This is a genomic window from Tsukamurella sp. II2bb, assembly GCF_057815145.1.
This window is the reverse complement of record NZ_JBYPZI010000005.1, coordinates 262,446-282,282: the sequence shown is the minus strand read 5'-3', so window position 1 is coordinate 282,282 and position 19,837 is coordinate 262,446. Positions and strand designations below refer to the sequence as shown.

Genomic DNA, 19,837 nt, shown 5'->3' with positions numbered 1-19,837 from the left:
GGGGGAACATGCCGAAGGGCCAATTGCGGGTCTACCTGGGCGCCGCACCCGGCGTGGGCAAGACCTACGCCATGCTCACCGAGGGCGCGCGCCGCGCGTCCCGCGGGACGTCCGTGGTGGTCGGCTACGTGGAGACGCACGGGCGGCCGCAGACGCAGGCCCAGCTGCAGGGGCTGCAGGTGATCCCCCGCCGGCGCGTGGAGTACCGGGGCGCGGTGCTGGAGGAGATGGACGTCGACGCGGTGATCGCCGCGCACCCGACGGTGGCCCTGGTCGACGAACTCGCGCACACCAACGCCCCGGGATCGCGCAACGAGAAGCGCTGGCAGGACATCGCCGAGCTGCTCGACGCGGGCATCACGGTGATCACGACGGTGAACATCCAGCACCTCGAGTCCCTCGGCGACGTCGTGGAGTCGATCACCGGTGTGCGGCAGCGCGAGACGATCCCCGATACCGTCGTCCGCCGCGCCGAGCAGGTGCAGCTCGTCGACATGACACCCGAGGCCCTACGCCGCCGCATGGCGCACGGCAACATCTACGCACCCGCCAAGGTGGACGCCGCGCTCTCGCACTTCTTCCGCATCGGGAACCTCACGGCGCTGCGGGAACTGGCGCTGCTCTGGCTCGCCGACCGGGTCGACGAGAAGCTCGAGCAGTACCGCGCCGAGCAGGGCATCTCGGCGGCGTGGCCGACGCGGGACCGGACCGTCGTCGCACTGACCGGCGGCCCCGAGGGCGGGACCCTGCTGCGGCGCGGCGCCAGGATCGCGGCGAAGGGCGCGGGCGGCGAGCTGCGCGCGGTGTACGTGGCGCGCAGCGACGGGCTCTCGGGCGCCTCGCCCGCCTCGCTCGCCCAGTTGCGGCAGCTCACGGAATCGCTGGGCGGCACGTTCCAGATCGTCACCGGCGACGACGTGGCCGCCGCGATCCTGCAGTACGCGACGTCGGTGAACGCCTCCCGGATCGTGCTCGGCAAGTCCCGGCACCGCGCGCTGACCGCGCTGGTCCGCTGGCCCGTCTCGGACGCGGTGATCGAGGGCTCCGGCGACATCGACGTACAGGTGGTGACGCACGAGCGGGCCGCGGGCGCAGGCCGCCGGCGGCTGCTCCCCCGCATCGACGGTCCCGACCCCGTGCTGCTCGGCAAGCGGCGCACCGTCGCCGGCTGGGTGCTGGCCGTCGCGGGGCCGGTGCTGCTCACCGCGGCGCTCGCGCAGACCCGGCACTGGCACTCGCTGCCGACCGAGCTGATGCTCTTCCTCATGCTGACGGTGGCGGTGGCGCTGGTCGGCGGGATCCGGCCCGCGGTCCCTGCGGCGGTCCTCGGATCGATGCTGCTCAACTACTACTTCACGCCGCCGCTGTACACGTTCACGGTGGCCTCGGGCGAGAACGCCTTCGCGGTGGCCATGTTCGTGCTGACCGCCATCGCGGTGGCCAGCGTGGTCTCGATCGCGGCCCGGCAGACGGCGCGCGCCGCGCGGGCTCGGGCGGAGGCCGATGTGCTCAGCGGGCTCGCCGACACCCTCCTCGCCACCGAGAACGACGAGGAGATCCCCGCCCTGCTCGACGAGGCCATCGCGACCTTCGGCCTGCGCGGCGCCTCGCTGCTGCGCCGCGACGACACCGACTCCCCCTGGCAGGTGGTCGCGGGGCGGCGCGAGTCGCCGCTCACGCCCGAAGACGGCACCGACGCCGCGATGGTCGGCGACACGGTGGCGCTGGCCGTCGACGGCGGCCCGCTCAGCGCCTCCGAGCACGGCCTGCTGGTGGCATTCGCCGCGCACGCCGCGGCCCGCCTGGACCGGGAGACGCTGAGCGCCGAGGCGCGGCAGGCGCGGTCGCTGGCGGAGGGCAACCGCGCGCGGACCGCCCTCCTCAGCGCCGTCTCGCACGACCTCCGGACGCCGCTCGCGGCGATCAAGGCCGCGGTCTCGTCGCTGCGCCTGGACGACGTGGAGTGGTCCGACGAGGACGAGGCCGAGCTGCTCGCGACCATCGAGGAGAGCGCGGACCGGCTCGACTCGCTGGTGGGCAACCTGCTGGACATGTCGCGGCTGCAGTCCGACTCGCTGACGCTGCTCACCCGGGAGGTGGGCATCGAGGAGGTGCTGCCCGCGATCTGGACCACGCTCCCCGACGCGGACCTGGCCTTCGACTTCTCCTGCGGCGAGTCCGATGCGCCGCCCACCGCGCTGGCCGATCCGGGGCTGCTGGAACGGGTCCTGGCGAACCTCGTCGAGAACGCCGCGCGGCACTCGCGGGGCGGGCCGGTCACCGTCGGCGTCTCCGGCGTGCGCACGCCCGACGGGGATCGGCTGCAGGTCCACGTGCGCGACCACGGGCCGGGCGTGCCGCAGGAACAGCGGGAGGCCATGTTCAAGCCCTTCCAGCGGATGGGCGACGCTCCGGCGGGCAACGGGGTGGGGCTGGGCCTTGCGGTGGCCCGCGGGCTGACGGAGGCGATGGGCGGCACGCTCACCGCGGAGGACACCCCGGGTGGCGGACTGACGATGATCGTGGACCTGCCCGCCGCGCATCCGGTGGCCGGTGATGAGGTGGTCTCGTGACGTTCGTTCTGGTGGTCGACGATGAGCCCGCGATCCTGCGCACCCTCCGGATCAACCTGCGGGCCCGCGGGTACGAGGTGGAGACGGCGTCCGACGGCCGCTCCGCACTGCAGATCGCACGCGAGCGCACGCCCGACGTGGTGATCCTCGACCTGGGCCTGCCGGACCTCGACGGCACCGCGGTGCTGGCGAAGCTGCGCGAGTTCTGCACGTCTCCGGTGATCGTGCTCTCCGCGCGGCACGGCAGCGATGACAAGGTGGAGTCGCTCGACATCGGCGCCGACGACTACGTGACCAAGCCCTTCGCCATGGACGAGTTCCTGGCCCGGGTGCGCGCCCAGGTCCGCCGGACCGGGCTCGTCGACGCTCCGGCGCCCGTGCGCACCGACGCCTTCGAGGTGAACTTCGAGGCGCGGACGGTGACCCGCGACGGCACGACCGTGCGCCTCACCCCCACCGAGTGGAGGATCGTGGACGTCCTGGTGCGCAACGCCGACCGCCTCGTCTCACAGCAGACGCTGCTGCACGAGGTGTGGGGGCCGTCGTACTCGCGCGAGACGAACTACCTGCGCGTCTACCTGGCGCAGCTGCGCCGCAAGCTCGAGCCGGACCCGTCGAACCCCCGCTACTTCGTCACCGAGCCCGGCATGGGCTACCGCTTCATCCCGTAAACCGCTGGTGGCAGGCCCAGGACCGCAGGACGCTCAAGCGGATCAACCTCCTCATCGCCGCCTGCCGCTACCACTACTGACCTCCGGCGCACCGCATATCCGCGCTCAGCGGCCCAGCGGCCGATCGATCGCGGTGGCGGTGTACAGGCCGGTGAGACAGCGGGTGCCGTCGAGCGAGTCGACGAAGACGTCGGCGGCCGCGATCATGGTGCGGCCGGGCGCACTGATGAGGCGTCCCACGGCCACCAGCCGTTCTCCGCGCGCCGGCCGCAGGTTGTGCGAATTCATCGCGGTCGTCGCGACGGCGCGTCCGGACTCGTAGACCGCGGTGTACGCGGCGCCGACCGCCGCGAAGTCCGCCAGCATGGCGAGGATGCCACCTTGGCAGTGCACGCCGTCGAAGGTGAGGTCGGGCACGATGGGCATCGACACGACGGCGCGCTCGGCTGTGACATCGTCGACCGAGAGCTGGAGCAACCGAGCGACGGGCATGGCGGCGAGAACGTGCGTGAGGGCGTGGAAGGAAGTCGTCATGGCCGAAACATATCATTGATACGATTGGCGGGGAAGGTGCCCAGACAGAGAACGAGAACACCCGAGGTCGCGGACGGGATCGCCGCGGCCGCACTGGAGATCGTCCGCAGCGAGGGCGCCGACGCACTCACGACGCGCCGCGCCGCCGCGGCCGCCGGCACCAACATCGCCGCACTGGGCCAGCTCTTCGGGAACCGCGACGGGCTCGTCGACGCGGTCGCGCTGCGCGGCTTCGCCCTCCTCGTCGAGCACCTCCCCACGGCGGACGGCCCACCCCGCGACGTGCTCACGGCGTGGGCCGCCGCGTATCGCGGCTTCGCCGCGGAGGAGCCCGCCCTGATCGACGTGATGTTCGCGCGACCGCTCACGGGGCCGATCCCGCCCGAGCACCCGGTGCACGACTGTCGCCGCGTCCTCGTCGACGCCTTCACCGCGCTCACCGGGAATCCCGACCGCGCGGACGTCGAGGCGCTCGCTCTCGGTTTCGGTGCGCTCCTCGAGGGCCTGTCCACCAAGGACCGGCACGGTCTGCTCGGCAGCACCGCCGCTGCGCAGGACCGGGCGTGGACGCTCGCCGTCGCCGCCTACGCCGACGGTGCCGCCCGCTGACCGTGCGCAGTCGCGGCCGTCTCTAGACTGACGCAGCAACTCCAGCTCTAGGACAAGGGTGGTCGAGCGCATGGTGGCCAACGGTGCGGCAGGTCCGGAAGCATCGAGCGACGACGTCGGCCTGACGCTGATCACGGAGATCGGGGACGCGCTCAACCGCTCGTCGTATCCCGTCCCCCTCGTCCGCCAGACGCTGGCCGAGATCAGCGAGGTGTACCGGCGAGAGATCCGGACCGTCGTCTTCGCCACCTATCTGGTCGCGCTGGAGGAACAGACGGGGAAGGTCGCGATCAGCACGACCGGCGGCTCCTTCCGGCTCGACCAGATCGCCGCCACCGAAGCGCTCGTCCGAGAACTGCGCAGCGGCACGGTTCCCTTCCCGGACGCGGTGGCCCGCATCCGCGCCATCGCCGCGTCCCCGTCGCCGGTCCATCCCGGTGTCCGGATCCTCGGCTACGCGCTGATGGCACTCGGATTCGCCATGTGTTTCCGGATGAGCCTGCCGGCGACGGCGGCCGCGGTGGCGCTCTCGATCCCGGCCGCCGCTCTGCTGTTGTGGAGCAGCCGGAGGGTCACCCTCTCCGCCCTCATGCCGTTCCTCCTGACCTTCGCCTCGGCCCTGATCATCGCCCTCTGGGCGATCCACGGGGGAATGCCGGATCCCGTGCGCTTGGCGGTCATCCCCGTGGTGATGCTGATCCCCGGCGCCGCCGTGACCACCGCGGTCATCGAACTCACCGCCGGCGAGATGATCACCGGTGCGACACGGCTGATCTCCGCGGTCGTCATGTTGCTCTCGATGGCCTTCGGCCTCGCCCTGGCGATCGAGATCACGGGCCTGTCCCAGTCCCACCTGCAGGACATCACCGCCAATCAGGCTCCTTACTGGGTGCTGTGGATCGCCGGACCGGTGTTCGGGCTCGGGAACATCCTGTATCTCGCCACCCCACCGCGGATGTGGGGCTGGACGATCCTGTTCGCCTTCGGGACCTTCTGGATCAACAACCTCCTCCAGATGGAGGTCCGGCCCGCCTACGCCGGCGGCATCGCGATGGGGGTGGCACTCATCGCCGCCCGCGCCGTCGCCGCGCGCATGAAGGGGCACCCGAGCTTTCTGGTGATGTACCTGCCCTCGTTCTGGCTCATGGTGCCGGGGTCCCTGGGGTTCGTCGCGCTGAGCGGCGACATCGTCCACGACAGCGCACTCGCCTCCCTGGGCGGCAACGCCGCGCTCTCGCTACTGAGCATGGCGATCTGCATGATGATCGCCTCGGTCATCGCCCCCGCCTTCGAACGACCGATCCGGCACGGTAGCCGCTGATCGGACCGCTCTACGCGAGCGAGGCCGGGAGGCCGGCGAGGGCGAACAGCGGTGCGGGGTCGAGGAAGGCGGAGACGTGGGTGAGCTCACCGCCGGTGAAGGTGAGCACGTCCAGCTGGAAGGGCAGCCAGACATCGCCGCCGGCCGCGTCGTCGCGCAGGTACATCGCGGCGGCGGGCAGCCCGTTGCAGACCGTCGGGATCATCCGCAGATCCCCCGCCGCCTGGGCCGGGCACTGCGTCCGCGACAGCTCGCCGATCGCCTCCGCACCGCGGTACCAGCCCGGGATCGGGGGCATCTCCCAGGTGGCGTCGGCGGCGAGGATGCGCACCACGCCGTCGATGTCGTGCCGCTCGAAGGCGGTGCAGAACTCGTTCCACACCTCCCGCTCGTGCTCATCGAGCTCAGCGGCCCTGCGTCCGTCGCGCCCGGCACCGTCGCCGATGGAGGCCCGCGCCCGCTGCAGGGCGCTGTTCGCCGACGCGACCGAGGTCTCCAGCGCCGCGGCGGTCTCGGCGGCCGAGAACTGGAGCACGTCGCGCAGGATGAGCGCCGCCCGCTGTTTCGCGGGCAGCTCCTGCAGCGCCGCGACCATCGCCAGGCCGACGCCCTCCCGGGCGACCGCCGCCTCCCCCGGATCGCCGAGCGCGGCGTCCGGAAGGGGCTGCAGCCACGGCACCTCGGGCGAGGGGACCACCGGTTCCAGGGGATTCGACGGTTCGCCGCCCAGCCCGACGGGCAGCACCCGCCGGGCGGTTCCGGCGCTGACGCAGACGTTCGTGGCGATCGTGTACATCCAGGTCCGCACCGACGACCGGCCCTCGAAGCGGTGGAAGGCCTTCCACGCGCGCAGATAGGTCTCCTGCACCAGGTCCTCCGCGTCGGACGCGGAGCCCGACATGCGGTAGCAGTGCGCGAGCAGCTCCGCCCGCAGCGGGGCGGTGATCTCTTCGAAGCCGGGGTCGGTGACGGTCATCTCAGCCCTGGGCGCCGACGTGCTCCGGGCCCGCCTCGGCGGCCGCCGGATCCATCCACATGATCTCCCAGCCGTGGCCGTCGGGATCGTCGAAGGCGCGGCCGTACATGAAGCCGTGGTCCTCGGCGCGCCCCTCCGTGCCGCCGGCGGCGACGGCGCGGTTCACGACCTCGTCGACCTCCTCCCGGCTCTCGGCGCTGAGCGCGATGAGGGTCTCCTTGACGCCGGGCGCGGCGGTGGTGGCCTCGTGGAAGCTGCCGAAGAAGTCGGTCTTGAGCAGCATCGCGGCGATGTTCTCGCCCAGTTCGACGGCGAGGGCGTTCTCGTCGCTGAACTTCTCGTTGATGGTGTACCCCACCGCGGTGAAGAACGCGCGCGAACGGTCGATGTCGGCGACGGGGAGGTTGACGAAGATCATCTTGTGCATGTCGGACTCCTGCTGTGTCGGTGGCACCCGCTCTCGGATGCCGTCACATGGTTAGACCGGTCGGCGCAGCGGAACTCATCGCTCCCGGAGAATATTTTTTTCCGCTACCCCTGCAGGGCCGAATCGAGGATGCCCAGGCCCTCGTCGATCTCGGCGTCGGAGGCGGTCAGCGGCGGCGCGATGCGGAAGATCGAGCCCATCCCCGGCAGCTGCACCACGTTCATGTGCAGGCCCCGCTCGTAGCAGCGCTGCGTCACGGCGAGCCCGAGTTCGTTCGCGGGTTCCTTGGAGTCGCGGTCGCGGACCAGCTCGATGCCCTGCATGAGGCCGCGCCCGCGGACGTCGCCGATCGCCTCGTGCCGCGCGGCCAACTCGTCGAGGCCCGCGCGCAGGCGCGCGCCCCGCGCCGTCACGGACGCGGCGACACCGTCGTCCAGCACGTCCAGCACCGTCGTGGCGACGGCGGCGACCATGGGATCGCTGACGTGCGTGGTGAAGAACAGGAAACCCCGCTCGTGGCAGACCCGTTCGATCTCCGCCGAGGTGACGACAGCCGCGATGGGCAGGCCCGCGCCGAGCGTCTTGGACAGGGTGAGGATGTCCGGGACGATGCCGTCGCGCTCGAAGGCGTACGCCGCGCCGGTGCGCCACAGGCCCGTCTGGGCCTCGTCGACGATGAGCAGCATCCCCCGCTCCTCGCACTTGCGCCCCAGCGCCGCGAGGTAGCCGACGGGCACGTCGATGATCCCGCCCGACGACAGGATCGGCTCCACCAGACAGGCGGCGAGCGAGCCGGTGGACTGCGCGTCGATGAGCTCGAAGCCGAAGTCCAGCTCGGCCTGCCAGTCGTACTTGCCGGCGGCGTCGACGAACCGGGAGCGGTAGGCGTTCGGCGTGGGCAACGCGAAGTTGCCGGGCGCGGTGGGCCCGTAGCCCTTGTGCCCCGACGAGTAGGTCGCCGCGGCGGCGCCGGCGGTCATGCCGTGCCAGGACTTCGAGAAGCTGACGACCTCGTGCTTACCCGTGTACAGCTTGGCCATCCGCAGCGCGGCCTCGTTGGACTCGGCGCCCGTGGTCAGCTGCAGGACGTGACTCAGGGGCTCGGGCAGGGTGGCGGCGAGCCGCTCCGCCAGCGTCACGACCTGCGGCGAGAGCATGCCCGAGAACAGATGGTCCAGCGTCGCGATCTCGCGCTGCACGGTCTCTACGATCGCCGGATGACTGTGTCCCAGAATGGCGCTCATCTGGCCGGAGGTGAAGTCCAGCCAGCGCCGCTCGCCCGAGTACACGTACGTGCCCGCGGCGCGGTCGATGGGCAGGGGCGCGAAGGTGCCGCCGTAGCGCACGACGTGTGCGGCGACGGATTCGGAGAAGCTCACGCCGCTCACAGTAGTCGCCCGGCCAGGTACCGCTGCGCCAGTTCGACGGTGCCGTCCGCGAACGCCGGGTCGGCCTCCAGCGCGTGCCCGTGCGTGCCGAGCCAGCCGAGCAGTTGCAGGCGGCGCAGCAGCACGAAGTCGGGCAGGAGCTCGACGTGCGCGTCCGGCAGCGCCCGACGGTGCCGGTACGCCGCGGTCCACGCCGCCGCCCAGTCCGGCAGCCGCGGATCGGTCTCCACGAAGGACGTCGCGGCAGCGAATTCGAAGAGGTGCCAACCGAACCCGGAGTCGTCGAAGTCGATCACGGTGAATCCCTCGTCCGGCCCGGCGGTGATGAGATTGGCGGCGCGCAGGTCGCCGTGGATCAGGCCGAACCGGTCCGCGCCGCGGCCGAATCCGACGATCCGCTGCGCGACCCGCTCGACCGCCGGCTCGATCGCCCGACGGTGCGCCTCCCCGACCGCGAGGCCGTCGCGCCAGGAGCCCCACCGGGGGCGCGGCCCGATCGTCTCCGCCACGCCCCACGTGAAGCGCTCGAAACCCGCTGGCCGATGCCAGCTCTCGGCGTGGTCGTGGAACGCTCCGGCGATGCCGCCGAGCGCGGCGAAGTGCGCGACGTCCAGGGCCTCGTCGGGAACCGGACCGCCGGGCAGCTCCGCGAACAGGACCGCGCGGCGTCCCGTCGGCGGGTCGATCAGGACGTCGCTGAGCGGCTCGACCACCGGCACCGCCGTATCCCGGCGCAGGGCGGCGATCCAGGCCAGCTCGGCGGCGATCGCCGCATCGCCGACGTATCCGGGCCGGTGCAGCCGGAGTACCGCCGGCCGCGGCCCGCCGCGCACCCGGAAGGTGGCGTTCTCGCTGACCAGCAGCGGCTCGACGACCGCGCCGGGCAACGCACCGTCGGCGATGCGCTGCGCGACGGCGGCATCGCTCACTTGACCACCTTCATCGTCATCCGGGAGTCCACGCGCACGATCGCCGGATCGCCCATGAGATGCGTGGTGACCCAGCGCTCGTAGGCGTCGAGGTCGGCGACGCGCACCCGGATCACGTAGTCCGGCAGGCCGAACATGCGGCGGACCTCGATCACCTCGTCGAAGGAGGCGATGCGCGCCTCGAAGGCCTCCACGGACGCGCGGTCGTTCGCGGAGAGGTCCGCGTGGATCAGCACCTCGAAGCCGCGGCCGAGCGCCGCCGGGTCGAGAACGGCCGTGTAGCCGGTGATCACGCCGTCCGCCTCCAGCCGGCGCACGCGCCGCAGGCACGGCGCGGGCGTGAGGCCGACCCGCTGCGCCAGTTCCTGGTTGGTGAGCCGTCCGTCACGCACCAACTCGTCGATGATTGCTCGATCGAGTGCATCCACCCGTCAAGTATTGCTTTTGGCGGCCAATAGTTCAAAGTTCTCGCAAGCATATTGCGCAAGAGGCGAAATAGAATTGTGCCCATGGGAGTTCCGTCGAAGGTCGCCGTGGTGCAGCTGGGCCTGTTCGTGCTCGGCATCGGCCTCGGCGTGGTGGTCACCGGCAACGGCCTGCCGTGGTGGATCGCCCCCGTGCTGTCGATGGCGGTGTACGCCGGGTCGGTCGAGTTCCTGCTCGCGGGGCTGCTGGCCGCGGCCACGCCGCTCGCCGCGATCGCCGCCACCACCTTTCTCGTGAACTCGCGACACCTGTTCTACGGCCTCACCTTTCCGCTGGGCCGGATCCGCAGCCGCATCGGCCGCGCGTACGGGGTGTACGCGCTCACCGACGAGGCCTACGCCCTGGTGAGCACGGCACCGTCGGCCATGATGACGGGGCCGATGATCCTGCGCACCCAGCTCGGCCTGCACGTCGCGTGGGTGAGCGGCTCGCTGGTGGGCGGGCTCGCGGGCGGCGCCTTCCTGCGCGACGTACCCGGCGTCGACTTCGTGCTGACCGCGCTGTTCGTCGTGCTGGCGCTGGACGCGCATCCGGACCGGACGACGCTCGTGCTGGCGCTGGCCGCGTGTGCTGTCGCACTCACCGCGGCGCCCGGCGCGATGCTGCTGGTCGCGATGGGCGGCTTCGCCGGGCTGCTCGTGGTGCGGCACGTCGCGGCGCGCCGGAAGTCGAAGGAGGCGGCGCATGCCTAGCACCGGGTATCTGCTGACCGGGATCGCGATCGCCGCCGCGATCACCGTCGCGCTGCGGCTGGCACCGTTCGGACTGGCGACGGCACTGCGGGATTCACCACTGCTCGCCGACTTCGGGAAGTGGATGCCCGCGGGCGCCGTGGTGGTCCTCGCGGTCTACTGCATGGCGCAGGTGGACTACGCGGCTCCGGCGCACGGGCTGCCCCAGATCGGAGGCGTCGCCGCGACCGTGCTCGCGCATCTGTGGCGCCGCAACGCGGTGCTCAGCATCGTCGCGGGCACCGCGGTGTGCGTGGCGCTGAGCTACGCGCTGGGCTGATCCGGCTGGCACCATGGGTTGATGCGCGAGGAGACCATCACCGCCGGCGACGTGCGCCTCCGGGTTCAGCACCGCCGCGTGCCGGAACCGACGGGGCCGCCGGTCCTGCTCATCCACGGCATGGCCGCCGACCACCGGACGTGGCGGCGCACCGTCCGCGCCCTGCACGCCGCCGGCCGCGACACCGTGACCTACGACCAGCGCGGCCACGGCCGCAGCGACCACAGTCCCGAGTACCTCCTGGACGAGCTCGCCGCGGACGCGGAACACGTCGCGCGGCACACGGGCGTGGAGCGGTTCGACGTCGTCGGGCACTCGCTCGGCGGCCAGGCCGCACTGCGGCTCGCGTGGCGCCTGCCCGACGCGGTCCGGCGCCTCGTGCTCGAGGAGATGCCGCCGGTCGCGCTCGAGGCGGGACAGGTCGCGGAGTCGATGGACCTGCCGCTGACGCCGCGGCGGGTGTGGCTCGGACTCAAGCAGGTGGTGCAGACGCCCGGCGCGCTCTCCCGGTTCGACGGGTCGATGATGGACTCGGTCTCGCCCCAGTTCCAACCCGATCCGGCGTGGTGGGAACGGCTTTCGCGGACGACGCAGGAGACGCTGGTGATCTCCGGCGGGCCGCGCGACTTCCTCCGGCCCGAGTACCTGCGCCTCGTCGCCGACGCCCTGCCCCGCGGCGAGTACCTCGAGCTGCGCGGCGGCCACACCGTGCACCGCGAGGCCTCCGCCGCGTTCGCCCGGGCGGTCCTGGAATTCCTCCGGTAGCGGAGCGCCTAGTCGACGGTGCCGAAGACGGGACGAGGGCCCGCCCACCGGTTCTCGGTGAGCGGGCCCTCGGGTCCACGTCGGGTGTCGGCTACGGGGTCAGCGGAGCCACCACGCCGCCGGAGAGGCGACGGTAGGCGTAGGTGATCAGCAGCGCCGAGACCGGCCCGGCGACCAGGAGGCCGATGCCGCACAGGCAGGCGCCGACGAGGCCGATCAGGCCCGCGACGACGAACGTGATGAGCGAGTTGCCCATATCGCGCTGGATGACCGCGAAGCCCTGCTTGATGCCCTCGACGGCGGGGATCCCGCGGTCCACGATCACCGGGACCGCGAACATCGTCAGGAAGCCGATGACGATCGACAGGATGCTGCCGAGGATCGGGATGAGACCGAGGATCGCGGTGACGACGCCGATGATCACGGCAACCAGCACGACCTGGCCGGTGTTGCGCGGCTTGAAGAACGAGCCGATCTCGACCGGCTTGCCGTCGGCGATGTCGAGCAGCCCCGAGTACAGCGAGGCCTGGACGATGCAGCCCACGATCCCCGCCACCAGGGTCAGCACCGCCATGGCGACGATCGCACCGATCGAGCCGCCGGTGGACACGGTGGTGAGCCCGTCCGCGTCCGTGGTCGACGAGCCCAGGAGGATCGAGAACATGAGGAAGTAGCCGACGCCGACGATCGCGCCGACCACGAGCACGTAGACGAGGACCGCGACGACGAGCGGGACCGCGTTCTTGGTGAACTTGTTCCACGCCCACGTGAAGGCGTCACCGATGCTGAAGGGCTGCGGCCCGCCGAACTGCGGGCCGCCGAAGCCGCCGCCGGGAGGAGGCGGGAAGCCGCCCTGCGGCGGGGGCGGGAAGCCGCCCTGGCCACCGGGAGGCGGGAACCCCTGACCGCCCTGCGGCGGCGGGAAGCCCTGGCCGTACCCCGGATCCTGCGGCGGCGGAAAGCCGCCCGCGGGCGGAGGCGGGAAACCGCCCTGCCCGTATCCCGGCTGCTGCGGGGGCTGCTGCGGGTATCCCCCCGGCTGGTACCCGCCCTGGTTCGGATCCTGCGGGTTCTGCGGGTAGCCGCCCTGGTTGTCACCAGGGTAGTTCGGCGGCTGCGTCATGGTCTCCTCCTCGCCATTGAACGATCTCGGCAAACCTACCAATCGCACGACAAGCACACCATAGGAGGACCGTCGACCGTTACCGGCGTGTCACTTCGCCTCCCGCCGGGCCCTCCGCAGTGCGAACTCCTGCTCCTCGAGCCGCAGCGCCTCGTCGGGCGGCGGGGCGCCGCCGCCGAGGCGGGCGGGCACCCAGTCGGCGCCGGCAGGGGCCGGGAAGCCGCGCTGCGCGCTCGCGAGCGCCCTCTCCATCGCGGCGCGCAGCCGGCCCGTCAGGGCGACGGGGTCGTCACCGTCGGGCAGCAGGGGCGGGCCGACCTCCACGACGACGGGGAAGCGGTGCCGGCCGATGCGGCGCTGCGTGCCCTTGGACCAGATGCGCTGCGTGCCCCAGATGATGACGGGCACGATCGGCACCCCGGCCTCGATCGACATCCGCGCGGCCCCGGACTTGAGCTCCTTGAGTTCGAAGCTGCGACTGATGGTGGCCTCGGGGTAGACGATCACGGCCTCGCCGGCCTCGAGGGCGGCGACGGCCTCGTGATAGCTCTCGGCCCCGTGCTCGCGGTCGACGCCGATCGCGCCGCAGTGCTTGATCAGGAAGGCCATGATCCGGATCTTCTTGAGCTCGGCCTTGAGCATGTAGCGGGGCCAGCGCCCGGCGCGGCGGGCGGCGAGACCGGCCTCGAGGAAATCGACGTAGCTGGTGTGGTTGACGGCGAGGAGCACGCCGCCCTCGGCCGGGATGTTCTTCAGGCCGCGGTAGTCGACCCGCAGGCCCTGCGCCGTGACGATGCCCTTCGCCAGGGCCTGCACCACCTCGTAGACGGGTTCGCGCCGCGCCATCACACCCCTTTGCTCGGTCTCGTGAGCCGAGGATACGACGGCGCGGCGCGGGCCGCTCTCAGTACGCGACCGAGAACCGCTCCCGCTCGTGTTCCGGGGTGAGGATCTCGTCGACGAAGGCGATCGCGTAGTCGGCGCCCGAGATCTCCGAGTTCCCCTCGGCGTCGGTGAGCAGCAGGTCGCCGCTCGTGCGGAAGGTGCCGCGCTTCTCGCCGGGGTTGAAGGAGCCGTAGCTCGCGGCGGGGCTCAGGTAGAACCAGTCCACGTCGTCGACGGTGCGCAGGTAGTCCAGCGCGCGGTCGTGCTCCTGGGCGATCGGCTTGACGGCCTCGGGGAACGACGGGGTGTCGACCAGCTTGGGGCCGCCCTCGGCGACCAGCAGGCTGCCGGCGCCGCCGACCACGCCGAGGCGCGCACCGGTGGAGCGGGCGGCCGCGACCAGCGCTTCCAGTGCGGTGGGTAGGTCCGTACCGTGGCCCGACGGTGCCGCGGTCGGCAGGGCGGAGACGATGACGGCCGAGCCCTCGACCGCGCGGGCGACGAAGTCCGCATCGGTGACGTCGCCGGCCTCGGCGGTGGCGCCGGCGGGAACCTTCGCCACGTCGCGGGCGACGCCGACGACCTCGATACCGCGGGACAGGGCCTCGGTGGTGATGTGACCGCCGGAGTAGCCGGAGGCGCCGAAGACGGTGATCCTCATCGGGCCACCGCCTTCGAACGGCCCTTGAGCAGGTGCGTGTCGGCGGCGAGCGGGCCGTGCGAGGCGATCCCGACGGCGATCAGGCCGGCGATGAGCGCCAGGGGCAGCTCGTAGCCGCCGCCGCCCGGGTTCGAGGCGAAGAAGCCGTTGTCCCAGTGCACGAAGACGATCGCGCCGAGCATGTCGATGATGCCGAGCACCGCGACGATCGGCACGGCGAGGCCGATGATGAGGGCGGCGCCACCGACGAGCTCGACGAGGCCGGCGAACCACGCGGACAGGGTGGGGAGTGGAACGTCCATCTTCTCGAAGCTCGCGGCGACGTTGTCGATGCCGTACGTGACGAACTTCTGCCAGCCGTGCGCGAAGAAGATGGCGCCGAGGATCACCCGGGCGATCGTGGAGGCGAGGCCTTGGCCCCGCTCGAGCTGTGCGGCCATGTGGACCACTCCGTTCTATTGTTGAAGCTTCAAGCTTTCGCTACCATCGAAGCACGGACGAAAGGTGAGCGCAACACCTCGGGCCTACCGACCCTCAGGAACGGTCGTCACGCGCTCGCCACGCTCGAAAGGGATGCCATGACCACCACGCCCGCCCTGTTCCTGAGCCACGGTGCACCGCCGCTCGTCGACGACGAGCGGTGGGTCGCGCAGCTACGTCGCCTCGCCGCCGAGCTGCCGCGGCCCGAACAGATCCTCATCGTCTCCGCCCACTGGGAGGCCGCGCCGCTCACGGTGGGCGCTACCGATTCCCGGATCCCACTCACCTACGACTTCGGCGGCTTCCCCGAGCGGTACTACCGCACCGTCTACCCGTCCCCCGGCGCGCCCGAGCTGGCGGACCGGATCGCTGCGATGGCGCCCGACGATCAGCCCGTGCACCGCGACGCGCGGCGCCGGCTGGATCACGGCGCGTACGTGCCGCTCACCGTCATGTACCCGGAGGCGGACATCCCCGTCCTGCAGGTCTCCCTCCCGACGCTCGAGCCGGAGGCGCTGTTCGGGCTGGGCCGACGGTTCGCGGAGCTGCGCGAGGAGGGCGTGATGATCATCGGGTCCGGGTTCACCACCCACGGCCTGCCCTTCCTCACCGACCCACGGGCCGACGCCGCGGCACCGGGATGGTCCGTCGAGTTCGACGCCTGGGCGCACGAGCGCTTCGCCGCCGGGGATGTGGACGGCCTCATGCGCTTCCGCGAGGAGGCGCCGGGCATGCCCTACGCGCACCCGCGGATCGAGCACTTCGCGCCGCTGTTCGTCACTCTCGGCGCGGCGACGGATCCCGAAGCGGCGCCCGAGGAGCCGATCGACGGCTTCTGGATGGGGCTCGCCAAGCGCAGCATCGTCGCGGCGTGAGCCGCGGGCGGGGGTCGACGGCGAACCCCCGCTGGGATCCGGCCTTGTCGGCCGCGCTCAGGCCGGAGCGCTCGCGACGCCCGGGAGGTGACGGACGGCCCAGTCGTAGGAGATCCGGTGCGACTCCACGGGGGTGGCGACGCTCGGTTCGTCGACCTCGATCATCAGGTCACCGTCGAAACCGGCGGGCAGGGCGGCCAGGACGCCGGCGAGGTCGATCACCCCGAGCCCGGGCTCGGCCCACAGGCGCTTGGTGTCCGACAGCTCGTGGTACCCGGCCCCGTCGCCGCGGCCGTCGAGATGGTCGGCGAAGCAGTCCTTGACATGCAGCGCTCCGACCCGGTCTGCGTACCGCGCGATGAAGGCGGCCGGGTCGATCCCGGCCCAGCGCAGGTGGCCGGTGTCCGCACCGACGCCGATCACGTCCGGGCCCAGGTCGTCGAGCAGCGCAGTGATCTCCCGTTCGGTCTCGAAGACCCCGCCGACGTGGGAATGATGCAGCGGCCGCAGCCCGCCCGCCTGCAGCACCTCGCAGATCACCCCGCAGTTCTCGATCGCCAGGGCCAGCCGGTCGGCGTTGAAGTCCGCACCGACGGCGGGCCGCTCGAACCGGGCCGCGATCGCGACCGAACTGACCATCGTCCGGTCGAGCCCCAGCTCCGCCTGCTGCTCGGCGAACCGCTTGGCCCGCTCGGCCTCCGCGGCGATGTCGACGGTCTCGTCGAACGCGGAGTTGAACAGGCTCACCGCAGGGGCCAGCCCGTAGCCGTCCAGCCACGTCCGGTAGGCGGTCACGGTCATCCCGTCGGGCACATCGGCCTTGACGGCGGTGTACCCGATCGCGGACAACTCACGGAAGGCGGCGTCGAGCACCGGCTCGGTGCGCCCGGCCGTGATCCAGTACTGGATCGGGTTGACCGCGATCCGGGTCATGAGAGGCTCACTGGCCGTCCGGTCCGCGCCGACTCGTAGACGCCGGTGATGACGGCGATCGAGCGGCGGTTGGTCTCGAGGTCGACCCGCAGTTCCTCCGTGCCGTCCATCGCGGCCAGCATGTTCTCGTACTGGCGCCGGTGGGCGGTGATGTTCAGCGCGCCCGGATCCGAACCCGCCCCCGTCGGCGACGGCGCCGCCGCCTCGGCGAAGTCCGCGACCTGGTTCACCTCCGCTGCCCCGGGATCACCGTAGGCCCGCTCGGAGGCGCCGCCGGCGGACGGAGTCCGGTGGATGAAGGTCAGCAGATCGTTGTCGATCACGATCGAGCCGCGGTCGCCGTGGACCTGCAGTCGCGCGCTCATCCCCGGGTAGGCGGCGGTGGTCGCGTGCAACACGCCCAGCGCGCCGCTCTCGAACCGCACCACGCCGACGGCCACGTCCTCGACCTCGATCCGCTCGTGCGCCAGGGTCCCGGTGTAGGCGAAGACCTCCACCGGCCGCCCCATCGTGGCCACCAGCAGATCGACGGTGTGCACGCCCTGGTTCATCAGCGCACCGCCACCGTCGAGCTCCCAGGTGCCGCGCCAGTTGCCGGAGTCGTAGTAGCTCTGGCCCCGCCACCAGTCGATCGACGCGATCCCGCTGGTCAGCCTGCCCAGCTCGCCCTTTTCGATCGCCTCGACGGCGACCTCGGTGGACGGATCGAAGCGGTGCTGGGAGATCACGCCGGCCAGCCGGCCCGTCTCCCGCTGAACCGCGATGATCTCGTCCGTCCGCTCGACGGTGATCTCCGCCGGCTTCTCGATCAGCACGTCCTTACCCGCCCGCATCGCCTCGATCGCGGGCGCACCGTGATGGCCCGTCGGGGTGCAGATGGAGACCAGGTCGATCTCGCACGCGGCGAGCGCCTCGGTGAGGCTCGCGAAGACCGCGCCGCCGTACTGGTCGGCGATCGTGCGCGCCGACTCGGTGACCGGGTCGACCACCGCGACCAGCTCCAGCCGGTCGGCGAGCTCGCCGATCACCCGCGCGTGGACCCGGCCGATCACGCCGGCCCCGACCAGGGCGATCCGGCGGCGAGTGCTCTGCTGATCGCTCATGCGTACGCGATCCCTTCGCGGGTGAGGATGTCGGTGAAGGCGGCGTGCGCCTTGGTGAACAGCTCGGGGCCGGACAGCGCGCCGAAGGCGGTGTACTCGCCGAGGTGGGGTTCGAGCGAGAAGAAGCCGTCGAAGCCGTCCGCGCGGAGGGCGCGCATGGTCTCCGCCACCTCGCCGTCGCCCGCGCCGGCCACCACGACGGAGGCGTCGGCGAGCAGGGCGTCCTTGATCTGGACGTAGGCGACGTGCGGCCGCAGCTGTGCATACCCCTCGGTGAACGGCCGGACGCCGCACTGCACGAAGTTCGCCGGGTCCCAGGCCAGCCGGAGGTTCGGCGAGTCCACGCTGGTCACGATGTCGAGGCAGCGGCGGGGGATGTCGCCGTAGATGTCCTTCTCGTTCTCGTGCACGGCGATCACGCCGCCCTTCTCGGCGATGTCGGCCAGCGCCCGCATCCGGCGCAGCACCTCGTCCCGGTGCGCGTCCGGATCGTCGCCCTCGGGGATGAAGAACGAGAACAGCCGCAGGTACGGCGCGCCGAGGCGGCGGGCCACGTCGACGGCGTGCTCCATCCGCTCCAGATGCGGGCCGAAATCGTCGCCGATGCCGATCTTGCCGATCGGCGAGCCGATGCTGGAGACCTTCAATCCGTGCTCGGCGAGGATCGCGCGGACCCGCTCGAGCTGGGCGTCGTCGAGATCGAGGATGTTGATCCCCCAGGCGCTGCGGACCTCCGCCTGCGTCAGGCCGAGCCCCGCGGCCACCCGGCACTGGGTGGCGAAGTCGTCGTCGATCTCATCGATGAACCCGGACAGTGTCCACATCTTCGTCTTGCTCCTCATCGCGGTGGAACGTGCCGGGCCGAACTCGTGTCGGTCATCGGGGCGACGCGCCCCGCAGGCACACGGACAAGGTTGGCAGTCGTGCGATGATGGCGGCAACGACTTGCCAGTTGTTGCCACACCCCGCCGCCACACGCCTGGGAGGTCCACTACCCATGACAGGTGCGCAGGCCGGGCCCGGGGACGGGGAGCGCGCGGACGGCACCGTCGGCGGGCCCGACGGTGACCCGGACGGCGAGGGTTCGCAGGTCACGATCTACGACGTCGCGGCCGCCGCGGGCGTGGCACCGTCGACGGTCTCGCGGGCACTGTCCAACCCGGGCCGGGTGAGCTTCCGGACTGCAGAGCACGTCCGCCAGGTGGCGGCCGAGCTGGGCTATCGGGCCGGTACTCGGCAGCGGACCTCCTTCGAGGAACCGTCCCGGTTGCTGGCGATGGTCGTCGCCGACATCACCAACCCCGTCTTCTACGGCATGATCCGCGGCGCCGAACGGACCGCCCGGCACGAGGGCTACGAACTGCTGCTGGTCGAGACCCAGGAGTCGTGCGACGTCGAACGGTCGCTGCTCGAGCGGCTCGGCCCGGTGACCGACGGCATCATCCTCACCTCGTCGCGTCTGTCGGACGCACAGATCCTGGCGGTCACCAAGAAGGCCTCCCTGGTGGTCCTCAACCGGCTGGTCAGCCAGGTGCCGTCGGTGGCGACCGACACCCTGCAGGCCAGCGCCAAGGCCGCCGAGCACCTCGCCGCCCTCGGCCATCGGCAGGTCACCTACCTCGCCGGGCCCGAGGCGTCGTGGATGGACGGCGCGCGGTGGCGGGGACTGGTGGAGGCGGGACACCGGCTCGGCCTGCGGATCCGCCGGAGCGGTCCGCACGCGCCGACGCCCACCGGCGGGCGGGACGCGGCGGCGGCGTGGCTCGACCAGCGCACCAGCGGTGTCATCGCCTACAACGACCTGATCGCCATCGGCTTCATCCGCGAGCTCGACGCGGCCGGGATCGACGTCCCCGGCGAGGTCAGCGTCGTCGGCTTCGACAACATCCGCGACAGCGAACTGGTCAGCCCGCCGCTGACGACGGTGGCGGCGCCGCTCGTCAGTCTCGGCTCGGCGGCGGTCAAACACCTGCTGAAGACGGCCGAGCTGCCCTCCCCCACCCTGGAGTCGATCGTCCTGCCGGCCCGGATGGTCGTGCGCGGATCGACCGGGCCCGCGGCCTGAGCCGCATCCGGTTGCCATGTGG

At 71.7% G+C, this 19,837-nt stretch carries 22 protein-coding genes; 9 read left to right on the top strand and 13 right to left on the bottom strand.

Annotated features, from left to right (window positions below; all coding sequences use genetic code 11):
- Positions 1–8: 8 nt before the first annotated feature.
- Positions 9–2,573 (top strand): ATP-binding protein, encoded by a 2,565-nt coding sequence (locus AC21LY_RS13830; protein WP_489047065.1) that lies wholly within the window; start codon positions 9–11, stop codon positions 2,571–2,573.
- Positions 2,570–3,244 (top strand): response regulator, encoded by a 675-nt coding sequence (locus AC21LY_RS13825; RefSeq protein WP_489047064.1) that lies wholly within the window; start codon positions 2,570–2,572, stop codon positions 3,242–3,244. Before AC21LY_RS13830 ends, AC21LY_RS13825 begins: the two co-directional genes overlap by 4 nt.
- Before the next feature lie 105 nt (positions 3,245–3,349).
- On the opposite strand, the gene AC21LY_RS13820 is transcribed toward AC21LY_RS13825, so the two are convergent.
- Complete coding sequence (locus tag AC21LY_RS13820; RefSeq protein WP_489047063.1) at positions 3,350–3,778, bottom strand: PaaI family thioesterase; 429 nt, start codon at positions 3,776–3,778, stop codon at positions 3,350–3,352.
- A 36-nt stretch (positions 3,779–3,814) separates the two neighbouring features.
- On the opposite strand from AC21LY_RS13820, the gene AC21LY_RS13815 reads away from it, so the two are divergent.
- Both AC21LY_RS13815 and AC21LY_RS13810 read left to right on the top strand, forming a co-directional pair.
- Complete coding sequence (locus AC21LY_RS13815) at positions 3,815–4,387, top strand: TetR/AcrR family transcriptional regulator (RefSeq protein ID WP_489047061.1); 573 nt, start codon at positions 3,815–3,817, stop codon at positions 4,385–4,387.
- A gap of 58 nt (positions 4,388–4,445) precedes the next feature.
- Positions 4,446–5,708, top strand: coding sequence for a threonine/serine exporter family protein (locus AC21LY_RS13810; protein ID WP_489047060.1), 1,263 nt, complete (start codon positions 4,446–4,448; stop codon positions 5,706–5,708).
- A 10-nt stretch (positions 5,709–5,718) separates the two neighbouring features.
- On the opposite strand, the gene AC21LY_RS13805 is transcribed toward AC21LY_RS13810, so the two are convergent.
- The 5 genes from AC21LY_RS13805 to AC21LY_RS13785 all read right to left on the bottom strand — a co-directional run bounded on the left by AC21LY_RS13805 (position 5,719) and on the right by AC21LY_RS13785 (position 9,856).
- Positions 5,719–6,684 (bottom strand): sigma-70 family RNA polymerase sigma factor, encoded by a 966-nt coding sequence (locus AC21LY_RS13805; protein ID WP_489047059.1) that lies wholly within the window; start codon positions 6,682–6,684, stop codon positions 5,719–5,721.
- 1 nt (position 6,685) lies between these two features.
- Complete coding sequence (locus AC21LY_RS13800; protein WP_489047058.1) at positions 6,686–7,111, bottom strand: VOC family protein; 426 nt, start codon at positions 7,109–7,111, stop codon at positions 6,686–6,688.
- A 104-nt stretch (positions 7,112–7,215) separates the two neighbouring features.
- The gene (locus AC21LY_RS13795) at positions 7,216–8,499 is read right to left on the bottom strand and encodes an aspartate aminotransferase family protein (RefSeq protein WP_489047057.1); all 1,284 of its coding nucleotides are present in this window, start codon (positions 8,497–8,499) and stop codon (positions 7,216–7,218) included.
- Positions 8,496–9,428 carry a phosphotransferase enzyme family protein gene (locus AC21LY_RS13790; RefSeq protein ID WP_489047056.1) on the bottom strand — a complete coding sequence of 311 codons (933 nt, stop codon included), beginning with the start codon at positions 9,426–9,428 and terminating at the stop codon, positions 8,496–8,498. Before AC21LY_RS13790 ends, AC21LY_RS13795 begins: the two co-directional genes overlap by 4 nt.
- Positions 9,425–9,856: an Lrp/AsnC family transcriptional regulator gene (locus tag AC21LY_RS13785; RefSeq protein ID WP_068574881.1), complete on the bottom strand. Its 432-nt coding sequence runs from the start codon at positions 9,854–9,856 to the stop codon at positions 9,425–9,427. Before AC21LY_RS13785 ends, AC21LY_RS13790 begins: the two co-directional genes overlap by 4 nt.
- An 81-nt stretch (positions 9,857–9,937) precedes the next feature.
- On the opposite strand from AC21LY_RS13785, the gene AC21LY_RS13780 reads away from it, so the two are divergent.
- Genes AC21LY_RS13780 through AC21LY_RS13770 form a run of 3 tightly spaced genes read left to right on the top strand, consistent with a single transcriptional unit; the run spans position 9,938 to position 11,690 of the window.
- On the top strand, positions 9,938–10,606 hold the full coding sequence (locus tag AC21LY_RS13780) for an AzlC family ABC transporter permease (protein WP_489047055.1): 669 nt from the start codon (positions 9,938–9,940) through the stop codon (positions 10,604–10,606).
- On the top strand, positions 10,599–10,925 hold the full coding sequence (locus AC21LY_RS13775) for a branched-chain amino acid transporter permease (protein WP_489047054.1): 327 nt from the start codon (positions 10,599–10,601) through the stop codon (positions 10,923–10,925). The genes AC21LY_RS13780 and AC21LY_RS13775 overlap by 8 nt, the downstream gene beginning before the upstream one ends.
- Before the next feature lie 21 nt (positions 10,926–10,946).
- Complete coding sequence (locus AC21LY_RS13770) at positions 10,947–11,690, top strand: alpha/beta fold hydrolase (RefSeq protein WP_489047053.1); 744 nt, start codon at positions 10,947–10,949, stop codon at positions 11,688–11,690.
- 91 nt (positions 11,691–11,781) lie between these two features.
- Here AC21LY_RS13770 and AC21LY_RS13765 read toward each other — a convergent pair whose 3' ends face one another.
- From AC21LY_RS13765 to AC21LY_RS13750, 4 genes are all read right to left on the bottom strand, one after another.
- Positions 11,782–12,813: a DUF2189 domain-containing protein gene (locus AC21LY_RS13765; protein ID WP_489047052.1), complete on the bottom strand. Its 1,032-nt coding sequence runs from the start codon at positions 12,811–12,813 to the stop codon at positions 11,782–11,784.
- 90 nt (positions 12,814–12,903) lie between these two features.
- Complete coding sequence (locus AC21LY_RS13760) at positions 12,904–13,659, bottom strand: lysophospholipid acyltransferase family protein (protein ID WP_489047051.1); 756 nt, start codon at positions 13,657–13,659, stop codon at positions 12,904–12,906.
- A 58-nt stretch (positions 13,660–13,717) separates the two neighbouring features.
- Positions 13,718–14,359: an NAD(P)-dependent oxidoreductase gene (locus tag AC21LY_RS13755; RefSeq protein ID WP_489047050.1), complete on the bottom strand. Its 642-nt coding sequence runs from the start codon at positions 14,357–14,359 to the stop codon at positions 13,718–13,720.
- On the bottom strand, positions 14,356–14,799 hold the full coding sequence (locus tag AC21LY_RS13750; RefSeq protein ID WP_489047049.1) for a DoxX family protein: 444 nt from the start codon (positions 14,797–14,799) through the stop codon (positions 14,356–14,358). The genes AC21LY_RS13755 and AC21LY_RS13750 overlap by 4 nt, the downstream gene beginning before the upstream one ends.
- Before the next feature lie 138 nt (positions 14,800–14,937).
- On the opposite strand from AC21LY_RS13750, the gene AC21LY_RS13745 reads away from it, so the two are divergent.
- On the top strand, positions 14,938–15,714 hold the full coding sequence (locus AC21LY_RS13745; RefSeq protein WP_489047048.1) for a dioxygenase family protein: 777 nt from the start codon (positions 14,938–14,940) through the stop codon (positions 15,712–15,714).
- Positions 15,715–15,771: 57 nt separating this feature from the next.
- Here AC21LY_RS13745 and AC21LY_RS13740 read toward each other — a convergent pair whose 3' ends face one another.
- From AC21LY_RS13740 to AC21LY_RS13730, 3 genes are read right to left on the bottom strand one after another with little or no spacing between them, the layout of a single operon-like run.
- Positions 15,772–16,647 (bottom strand): sugar phosphate isomerase/epimerase family protein, encoded by an 876-nt coding sequence (locus AC21LY_RS13740; protein WP_489047047.1) that lies wholly within the window; start codon positions 16,645–16,647, stop codon positions 15,772–15,774.
- Positions 16,644–17,750 carry a Gfo/Idh/MocA family protein gene (locus AC21LY_RS13735; RefSeq protein ID WP_489047046.1) on the bottom strand — a complete coding sequence of 369 codons (1,107 nt, stop codon included), beginning with the start codon at positions 17,748–17,750 and terminating at the stop codon, positions 16,644–16,646. Before AC21LY_RS13735 ends, AC21LY_RS13740 begins: the two co-directional genes overlap by 4 nt.
- A complete protein-coding gene (locus tag AC21LY_RS13730) occupies positions 17,747–18,592 on the bottom strand; it encodes a sugar phosphate isomerase/epimerase family protein (protein ID WP_489047045.1) in 846 nt (281 codons plus the stop codon). Before AC21LY_RS13730 ends, AC21LY_RS13735 begins: the two co-directional genes overlap by 4 nt.
- A gap of 155 nt (positions 18,593–18,747) precedes the next feature.
- On the opposite strand from AC21LY_RS13730, the gene AC21LY_RS13725 reads away from it, so the two are divergent.
- Positions 18,748–19,815: a LacI family DNA-binding transcriptional regulator gene (locus AC21LY_RS13725; protein ID WP_489047044.1), complete on the top strand. Its 1,068-nt coding sequence runs from the start codon at positions 18,748–18,750 to the stop codon at positions 19,813–19,815.
- Positions 19,816–19,837 lie beyond the last annotated feature (22 nt).